Raw genomic sequence first — 2,185 nt, forward strand, 5'->3', positions numbered from 1 at the left:
TGATTGGGGTGAAGTCGTAACAAGGTAGCCGTATCGGAAGGTGCGGCTGGATCACCTCCTTTCTATGGAGACCAAATCAGATGAAACAAGCTGATTTAAATTCCAAGGTCAGCATTACGAAAGATTTCTTTTCAAAACTCGTTGTTTAATTTTCAGGGTCCTGCCCGAGATATACGGGGGTATAGCTCAGCTGGGAGAGCACCTGCTTTGCAAGCAGGGGGTCAGCGGTTCGATCCCGCTTATCTCCACCATGAAAAGCAACAGCTTTTCAACAACGGCTTAAGAAATAACGAGCCAAACCAATATGGGCTTATAGCTCAGCCGGTTAGAGCGCACGCCTGATAAGCGTGAGGTCGGTGGTTCGAGTCCACTTAGGCCCACCACTAGCATTGCGTAGCAATGCGAAACATCGTATGAGCGTGCCGGTGTGAAATCGTGAAGCGAAGCGGAGCGATAGGCAACGAAGTTGCCGTAACAAGGAGGCACATAGGCGAATATGATGCCAACCGTAGGTTGGACATTCGTGGCATACGAAAAATTACCAAAGACTTGATATTAGTTAATAACGAAGTATCAACTAAAATTTGGGGGTGTAGCTCAGCTGGGAGAGCACCTGCCTTGCAAGCAGGGGGTCAGGAGTTCGATTCTCCTCATCTCCACCAGCGTTTGTGAAACAAACGCGAGCATTCACGTAATGCTAACAACGTCCCGCAGGCTTTTTAGACAAGGGGCAGCTTTTTACGGTAGTAAAAAGTGCAGTTGTTAAAAGCATAGTGAATCTGACCGAAGGTCAGCCAAAGCGCTAACTGAAAGTCAAATATATCAATATAAAAGATTGTACCTTGAAAACTAAACAATGTAACAAACGATGATAGAGAGAAACGAGGAAATGACATAGTAATGTCAAACCCCGATAACTAAATTAGTTATCAAACTAATGTGGAAAGGTTTTTTCGATATACGAGAGTATATGGGTAAAAACTTCAATTTCAAAAACAAATCTCTAATTCTTATGTAATTCAAGAACCAAACCAAGTTGGTCAAGCTATAAAGAGCGTAGGGAGAATGACTTGGCATCAGGAGCCGAAGAAGGACGTGACAAGCTGCGAAAAGCTGCGGTTAGGAGCAAATATCCATAGACCCGCAGATATCCGAATGGGGAAACCCGGTACGGCAATACCGTATCACTGCATGGTAAATACATAGCCATGTGGAGGAAACCCTCTGAACTGAAACATCTAAGTAGGAGGAGGAAGAGAAAGAAACATCGATTTCCTAAGTAGCGGCGAGCGAAAGGGAAAGAGGCCAAACCAGAGATAGCAATATCTTTGGGGTTGCGGACTGCGTAATTGATTCAATATTTTTAGCAGAAGTGTATGGGAAGACACACCATAGTAGGTAATAGTCCTGTAAGCGAAAAGGATATTGACAAGGCAGGATCCAGAGTACCACCGGACACGAGGAACCCGGTGGGAAGCCGGGGGGACCACCCTCCAAGCCTAAATACTACCTGATGACCGATAGTGAAAAGTACAGTGATGGAAAGTTGAAAAGAACCCCGGAAGGGGAGTGAAAAAGAATCTGAAACCCTATGTTTACAAGCTGCTAAAGCACCGTATGAGTGCGATAGCGTACTTTTTGTAGAACGGTCCGGCGAGTGTATGTTGCAAGCGAGGTTAAGGTGTTAAGCACTGAAGCCGAAGGGAGACCGAGTGTGAATAGCGCGTACAGTTTGCAGTATACGACCCGAAACCGGGTGACCTACCCATGGACAGGTTGAAGTGGAAGTAAAATTCCATGGAGGACCGAACCCACGTCTGTTGAAAAAGGCGGGGATGAGCTGTGGTTAGCGGTGAAATTCCAATCGAACTCGGATATAGCTGGTTCTCCTCGAAATAGCTTTAGGGCTAGCCTCAGGATAGTTTAGCGGAGGTAAAGCACTGAATGGGCTAGGGGGCTTCACGGCTTACCGAACCCTATCAAACTCTGAATGCCGCATAAATGTTTCCTGGGAGTCAGACTGCGTGAGATAAGTTTCGTAGTCAAAAGGGAAAGAGCCCAGACCTACAGCTAAGGTCCCTAAATGAATTTAAGTGGAAAAGGATGTGCAGTTGCGTAGACAACTAGGACGTTGGCTTAGAAGCAGCCACTCATTTAAAGAGTGCGTAATAGCTCACTAGTCGAG

The 2,185-nt window shown here is 46.0% G+C and carries 3 tRNA genes and 2 rRNA genes; all 5 read left to right on the plus strand.

The annotated features are described in order from the left end of the window. Positions 1 to 62, plus strand: a 16S ribosomal RNA gene (locus WS40_RS10330); the annotation flags it as partial. A 113-nt stretch (positions 63 to 175) separates the two neighbouring features. Beyond that, positions 176 to 251 (plus strand) — tRNA-Ala (locus tag WS40_RS10335). 55 nt (positions 252 to 306) lie between these two features. After that, positions 307 to 383, plus strand: a tRNA-Ile gene (locus tag WS40_RS10340). A 203-nt stretch (positions 384 to 586) separates the two neighbouring features. Next, positions 587 to 662: transfer RNA gene (locus tag WS40_RS10345), tRNA-Ala, on the plus strand. Between the two features lie 376 nt (positions 663 to 1,038). Continuing rightward, a 23S ribosomal RNA gene (locus WS40_RS10350) occupies positions 1,039 to 2,185 on the plus strand; the annotation flags it as partial.

This window comes from Ruminococcus sp. N15.MGS-57, assembly GCF_000980385.1.
GTDB lineage: Bacteria > Bacillota > Clostridia > Oscillospirales > Ruminococcaceae > Hominimerdicola > Hominimerdicola aceti.